This window comes from Pseudoalteromonas sp. AWH4_217 (assembly GCF_056161105.1).
This window is the reverse complement of sequence record NZ_JBSWYM010000002.1, coordinates 387,167-393,907: the sequence shown is the minus strand read 5'-3', so window position 1 is coordinate 393,907 and position 6,741 is coordinate 387,167. Positions and strand designations below refer to the sequence as shown.

The 6,741-nt window shown below is 50.0% G+C and carries 4 protein-coding genes; 2 read left to right on the top strand and 2 right to left on the bottom strand.

All coding sequences use genetic code 11. The features are described 5' to 3' along the window. Positions 1-340: 340 nt before the first annotated feature. Entirely contained in the window at positions 341-4,225 is a 3,885-nt protein-coding gene (gene purL, locus ACXAH1_RS03445; RefSeq protein ID WP_475193814.1) for a phosphoribosylformylglycinamidine synthase, read from the bottom strand. 182 nt (positions 4,226-4,407) lie between these two features. Between purL and mltF the strand changes: the two genes are divergently transcribed. Further along, the gene (gene mltF / locus ACXAH1_RS03440) at positions 4,408-5,796 is read left to right on the top strand and encodes a membrane-bound lytic murein transglycosylase MltF (protein ID WP_475193812.1); all 1,389 of its coding nucleotides are present in this window, start codon (positions 4,408-4,410) and stop codon (positions 5,794-5,796) included. A 118-nt stretch (positions 5,797-5,914) separates the two neighbouring features. After that, positions 5,915-6,079: a hypothetical protein gene (locus tag ACXAH1_RS03435; RefSeq protein WP_475193809.1), complete on the top strand. Its 165-nt coding sequence runs from the start codon at positions 5,915-5,917 to the stop codon at positions 6,077-6,079. On the opposite strand, the gene tadA is transcribed toward ACXAH1_RS03435, so the two are convergent. Then, entirely contained in the window at positions 6,070-6,591 is a 522-nt protein-coding gene (tadA, locus tag ACXAH1_RS03430; RefSeq protein ID WP_475193808.1) for a tRNA adenosine(34) deaminase TadA, read from the bottom strand. The two genes, ACXAH1_RS03435 and tadA, sit on opposite strands and share 10 nt — an antisense overlap. Between the last annotated feature and the right edge of the window lie 150 nt (positions 6,592-6,741).

The window sequence follows — 6,741 nt, the reverse complement described above, 5'->3', positions numbered from 1 at the left end:
CACCGAAGCGACCTTTTTCTACTATAGAGTTCTCAATTAACTCACATTCTTACGTGCGTTGCGGAACATGCGCATCCACGGGCTGTCATCGTTCCACTCTTGTCGTGGGTATCGCTGCCAAGAGTTAGCTCTTTTCAAGCAATAAAAAAGGCCACCGAAGCGACCTTTTTCTACTATAGAGTTCTCAATTAACTCACATTCTTACGTGCGTTGCGGAACATGCGCATCCACGGGCTGTCATCGTTCCACTCTTGTCGTGGGTATCGCTGCCAAGAGTTAGCTCTTTTCAAGCAATAAAAAAGGCCACCGAAGCGACCTTTTTCTACTATAGAGTTCTCAATTAACTCACATTCTTACGTGCGTTGCGGAACATGCGCATCCACGGGCTGTCCTCTTTCCACTCGTCCGGGTGCCAAGAGTTAGCGACGGCACGGAATACACGCTCTGGGTGTGGCATCATGACTGTTGCACGACCATCCGTTGACGTAATACCTGTAATACCTTCTGGTGAACCATTCGGGTTGTTCGGGTATTGCGTGGTTGGCTTACCAAAGTTATCCACGTACTGAACGGCTACTGTGCCAGACTCAAGGGCGGCTTTCACCGCTGCGTCGTTGGCAAACTCAGCATGACCTTCACCGTGTGAGACTGCGATTGGCATACGAGAGCCAGCCATGCCCTGGAAGAATACCGACGGGCTTTCTTGTACTTCAACCAGGCTGAAGCGTGCTTCAAAACGCTCTGATTTGTTGGTTACAAAACGTGGCCAGTGCTCAGTGCCCGGGATCAGCTCTTTCAGTGTTGATAGCATCTGACAACCGTTACACACACCTAAGCTGAACGTATCCTGGCGCTCAAAGAAGGTTTGGAACTGGTCGCGTGCCATATCATTGAACAGGATTGACTTAGCCCAACCTTCACCCGCGCCCAGTACGTCACCGTACGAGAAGCCACCACAGGCTACAAGGCCTTTGAACTGCTCTAGCGTCAAGCGACCTTCCAGGATGTCGCTCATGTGTACGTCGACTGCGGCGAAGCCTGCACGGTTAAAGGCGGCTGCCATTTCAACGTGCGAGTTAACGCCTTGCTCACGCAAGATTGCCATCTTAGGTTTAGCACCAGTTGCAATGTAAGGTGCTGCTACGTCTTCGTTTAAATCGAAGCTCAGTTTTACGTTCAGACCAGGGTCTTTTTCGTCAAACTTGGCATCAAATTCTTGCTTAGCACACTCAGGGTTATCACGAAGTGCCTGCATCTTGTACGTCGTTTCTGCCCAGATAGTACGTAGTTCAGTACGGGTATTAGCAAGTACTGCTTCGCCGCCACGGCTGAAGATCACTTTATCTTCAGTGTTTAAGCTACCGATAGTGTGGCTGATTGCCGCAAGGCCGTTATCAGCTAACACGGCTTCAACTGCTGCAAGGTCGGAATTTCGAACCTGGATCACAGCACCCAGCTCTTCGTTATAAAGCGCTTCGATGTCAGAGCCTGTCAGGCTATCCAGGTTTACTGTCACACCTGTGCGACCTGCGAAGGCCATTTCCGCGACCGTTGTGAATAAACCACCGTCTGAACGGTCGTGGTAAGCCAGTAGCTTCTCATCAGCAACCAGTGCCTGCATCGCGTTGTAGAAGCCTTTTAACAGCTCAGGGCTATCAACGTCAGGGGTCTTGTCACCCAGTTGCTTGTAAACCTGTGCCAGGCTTGATGCACCCATACGGTTTTGACCTGCACCCAAATCAACTAAAATCAGGCTTGAATCGCCTTTATCAGTGCGAAGCTGAGGGGTTACGGTTTTACGAATGTCTTCTACACGGCCAAATGCAGTGATTACTAGAGAAAGAGGCGCAGTAACCGCTTTGTCTTCACCGTTGTCTTGCCATGTTGTCTTCATTGACATTGAGTCTTTACCAACTGGGATCGTTAGACCAAGTGCCGGACACAACTCTTCACCTACTGCTTTAACTGCTTCGTAAAGACCTGCATCTTCACCCGGGTGACCCGCTGCGGCCATCCAGTTTGCAGATAGCTTGATGTTCTCAAGACCACCAATGTTTGCGCCAGCAATGTTCGTTAACGCTTCTGCTACTGCTAAACGTGCCGATGCACCGTAGTTCAGCAGTGCCGCTGGTGTGCGCTCACCCATTGACATTGCTTCACCGTGGTAAGTGTCAAACGCAGCTGCTGTTACAGCACAGTTTGCTACTGGTACCTGCCAAGGGCCAACCATTTGGTCACGTGCCACCAGGCCTGTTACCGTACGGTCACCAATGGTGATAAGGAACGTTTTCTCAGCAATCGTTGGTAGACGAAGTAAACGCTTAGCCGCTTCTTCAACATCGATGCTGTCAGTGTTAAGTGCTTGGCCTTCAACTTTCTTCGACTCAACGTCACGGTGCATCTTAGGTGCTTTACCTAGTAGCACCTCAAGCGGAAGGTCTACAGGGTTGTTATCAAAGTGGCTATCCGCAACGGTTAGGTGACGCTCTTCAGTTGCTTCACCAATTACTGCGTATTGTGCGCGCTCACGCTTACAGATCTCTTCAAAACGTGCGAAGTCTTCTGCCGCTACTGCAAGTACGTAACGCTCTTGTGATTCGTTACACCAGATCTCGTGTGGTGCCATGCCCGGCTCATCGTTCGGGATATTACGTAGTTGGAATTTACCACCACGGCCACCGTCGTCTACAAGCTCAGGGAATGCGTTTGAAAGACCGCCCGCGCCCACATCGTGGATAAATGCGATGGGGTTTTCGTCGCCCAGCTGCCAACACTTGTCGATAACTTCCTGACAACGACGCTCCATCTCTGGGTTTTCACGCTGTACAGACGCAAAGTCTAAGTCTTCGTTAGACTGGCCCGATGCCATTGATGATGCAGCACCACCACCAAGACCAATGTTCATTGCCGGGCCACCTAGTGCGATTAGCTTGGCACCAACTGGGATTTCGCCTTTTTGAACGTGTTCAGTACGGATGTTACCCAGACCACCTGCAAGCATGATTGGCTTGTGGTAACCACGTACCTCTTCGCCATTGTGGCTGTTAACTTTTTCTTCGTAAGTACGGAAGTAACCCAGCAGGTTTGGACGACCAAATTCGTTGTTAAACGCCGCGCCACCCAGAGGACCGTCAATCATGATGTCGAGTGCATCAACGATACGGCCAGGCTTGCCGAAGTTGCTTTCCCACGGCTGCTCAAAGCCCGGAATGCGCAGGTTAGATACAGTAAAACCAACCAGACCCGCTTTTGGTTTAGAACCACGACCGGTTGCGCCTTCGTCACGAATTTCACCACCAGAACCGGTTGATGCACCTGAGAATGGCGCAATCGCCGTTGGGTGGTTGTGGGTTTCTACCTTCATCAAGATTTCAATATTCTCTTGATTGTAGCTGTACTCACCGTCTTTATTCGGGAAGAAGCGACCCGCTTTAGACCCCTTCATGACTGCTGCGTTATCTTTATAAGCAGACAGTACGTTTTCCGGGTGTGTTTCGTAAGTATTCTTGATCATTTTGAACAGCGACTTAGGCTGTTCTACGCCGTCGATTGTCCAATCAGCGTTAAAGATTTTATGACGACAGTGCTCAGAGTTCGCCTGTGCGAACATGAATAATTCGATGTCGTTCGGGTTACGGCCTAGTTTAGTGAAGTTCTCAACCAGGTAATCAATTTCGTCATCCGCTAATGCAAAACCTTGCTCTACGTTTGCGGTAACAAGCGCTTCACGGCCACCACCTAAAATATCAACCGATGACATTGGGCGCGGCTCTTCAACGCGGAATAACTGGCCCGCGTCTTCCAGTGTGTTGTGCACTGACTCAGTCATGCGGTCGTGCAATAGCTTAGCGACCTCAGCTGTCTGCGCTGCGCTCAGTGCGCCCTCAACATAGTAAGCAATACCACGCTCTACGCGGTGTACTTTATCCAGGCCGCAGTTGTTAGCAATGTCTGTGGCTTTAGATGCCCAGGGCGAAATAGTACCAATTCGCGGCGTAACTAAAATCAGGGTTCCTTCAGGCGCATGTTCGGCAATGGTCGGGCCGTACTTTAAAAGCTTGCTCAGCTTGTCCAGTTCAGACTCAGAAAGTTCCGCTGTCAGGTCAGCAAAATGCATGAACTCAGCATACACGCCAGTGACTGGCAATTGCGCATCGTTACAGCTTTTAAGGATTTTTTGAACTTTGAAATCAGAAAGTGCAGGTGCACCACGTAGGATCAACATAGGTATTTTCATCCGGGGTTAAGGATTGAACGATATTTTGGGCCGCTATTATAGTCGATTTGGCCTCCTTATTTAACTCAAATTTAGCAATTATCGAAAAAAAGCCCCTTCACAAAAGCGCCGTTAATTGCGAGCATGGACCCTCTGCCACCCTCTTTTAACCAAGGAGCCAAAAGTCACTTATGCGTTTGCTTTCCTCTGTGCTGATACTGTGCTGTTTGTTGTTATTGAGCAGCTGCGAAAAAATGCCTGCCACTCAGTTACAACGGATCAAAGCGCAGGAAGTGATCCGCATTGGCACTTTGGTTGGGCCCGCCACCTTTTATCAGGGCATTGGCGGTGAACAGGGATTTGAATACGAACTGGCAGAGCAGTTTGCCGATGAACTGGGCGTTGAGCTACAGATGGTGCCTTTTTTCAGTCTGAAAAAGCTGTTTGAACGCCTGCAAAGCGGCGATCTGGATATTGCAGCGGCCGGACTCAGTTATCATCCGCAGCGTGCTGCCCATTTTCGTTTTGGCCCCAGCTATCGGGAGATCAGCCAAAAATTAGTCTTTAAACAAGGGAATACCCGACCACGTAACTTTGCTCAGTTGAGCGGCCCCGTCACCGTTTTGGCCGACAGCCACCATGTTATCTCTTTACAAACTGCACAGCAGCAATATCCCGAGCTGAGCTGGCAGAGCGTCGATGACCGGGACCAGGAAGAATTACTGCAAGGGATCATTGATGGTGACGTTCAGTATACCGTTGTCGATTCGCACTCTCTGGCACTGTTTCGACGCTACCACCCCAATGTCAGTATTGCCTTTTCAGTCACTCAGGCCGATCCGGTTGCCTGGGTGCTGCGTCGCGATAAAGACGATTCATTATTCGCGTTACTGCCGCCGTTTTTTGCCAAGATGCAACACTCTGCACAGCTGGCGGCACTCGAGGAAAAGTACTTTGGTCATGTCAAACGCTTTAATTATGTCAACACCCTGGCTTTTGTCGAAGCGAGTAAAAACACGCTGCCCAAATATCAGGACTGGTTTATCCAATATGCGGAGCAACACCAGCTCGACTGGCGCTTACTGGCCGCATTGAGTTATCAGGAATCCATGTGGAACCCCAGAGCTAAGTCTCCCACAGGCGTGCGTGGGATCATGATGCTGACCCAACGTACCGCCAAACAGGTGGGTGTAACTCATAGGCTGAAACCCGAACAAAACATACGCGGCGGGGCCCGCTATCTGCGTAAGCTCATCAACCGTATTCCCAAACAGATCAGTACACCAGACAGAACCTGGTTCGCACTGGCTGCGTATAACGTCGGGTGGGGTCATGTGAATGATGCACGTAAGCTGACCGAACGCCAGGGCGCAGACCCGATGAGCTGGGCCGAGGTGAAAAAACGACTACCACTGCTCACCAAAAAGCGCTACTATCGAAAGACAAAATATGGATATGCGCGCGGCGATGTGGCAGTAACTTATGTGGATAATATTCGCCGGTACTACGACGCCCTGATCTGGTTAGATGACAATGGGGCCCTTCAAGTCAATAAAGACTCAGAGCAACCCACTCACTGATCTGCAAGGCGTCCAGTTAGGTATCCGGTGTGAATTTCAGCGCCTGTCATCAGGCTGACACACTATTACGATATAGCTGTCGCGCGTAGTTGTTCTCTCACTCAAAATGGAGGTTACGATGCTAAGAAGACGTCGTACTCATCAATTTAAGCGTAACACGCGCAACACGAATCCAAATCGTCGCCGTATTATGCTCCGCAACATTCATCGTAAAATTTTACTGCGTCGCCGTATCTATGCATTAATCCAGATAGCGGCAGACGAAAGAGCGGCTCACCCCTGAGCCGCTTTGTCGTTTAAGTCGGCCTGTCTGGCCTTTTTCTGTGCTTTTATCTCTTTACGACGGCGTCGAAAGAACGCCGATAACTTATCACCGCATTGCTCTGCTAATACCCCTGAGGTAACCTCAACCTGATGATTGAGTTTGGGTTCCTGCAATAAGTTCATAATCGATCCCGCGGCACCCGTTTTCGCATCCGATGCGCCAAACACTACCCGCTTAATACGACTATGCACCAGCAGGCCGGCACACATAGGGCAAGGCTCTAATGTCACATAAAGGGTGCAATCCACCAGCCGATAATTTTCGACGCGCTGACCGGCATCTCTGATAGCCAACATCTCGGCATGAGCGGAAGGATCGTGACAACAGATCGAACGATTCCAGCCCACCCCAACCAGCGCACCATCTTTCACCACTACGGCACCAACCGGGATCTCATTTTCCTGCTCTGCCTTGTCGGCATACTCCAGTGCCCGCTGCATCCAATAAAGATCTTGCTGTTGTTCGTCCACCTGTGTGCTCCTGGGTACAAAATGAGAGATATTCTAGCGTATTGTCGCGAACTGCGCACTGTGACAGTTATATTGCTAAAATTAGCAAATTGCCATGGCTCATTGACATCAAATTAAGCTATAATTCGCCGCTTTTTTTATTTGACGAGC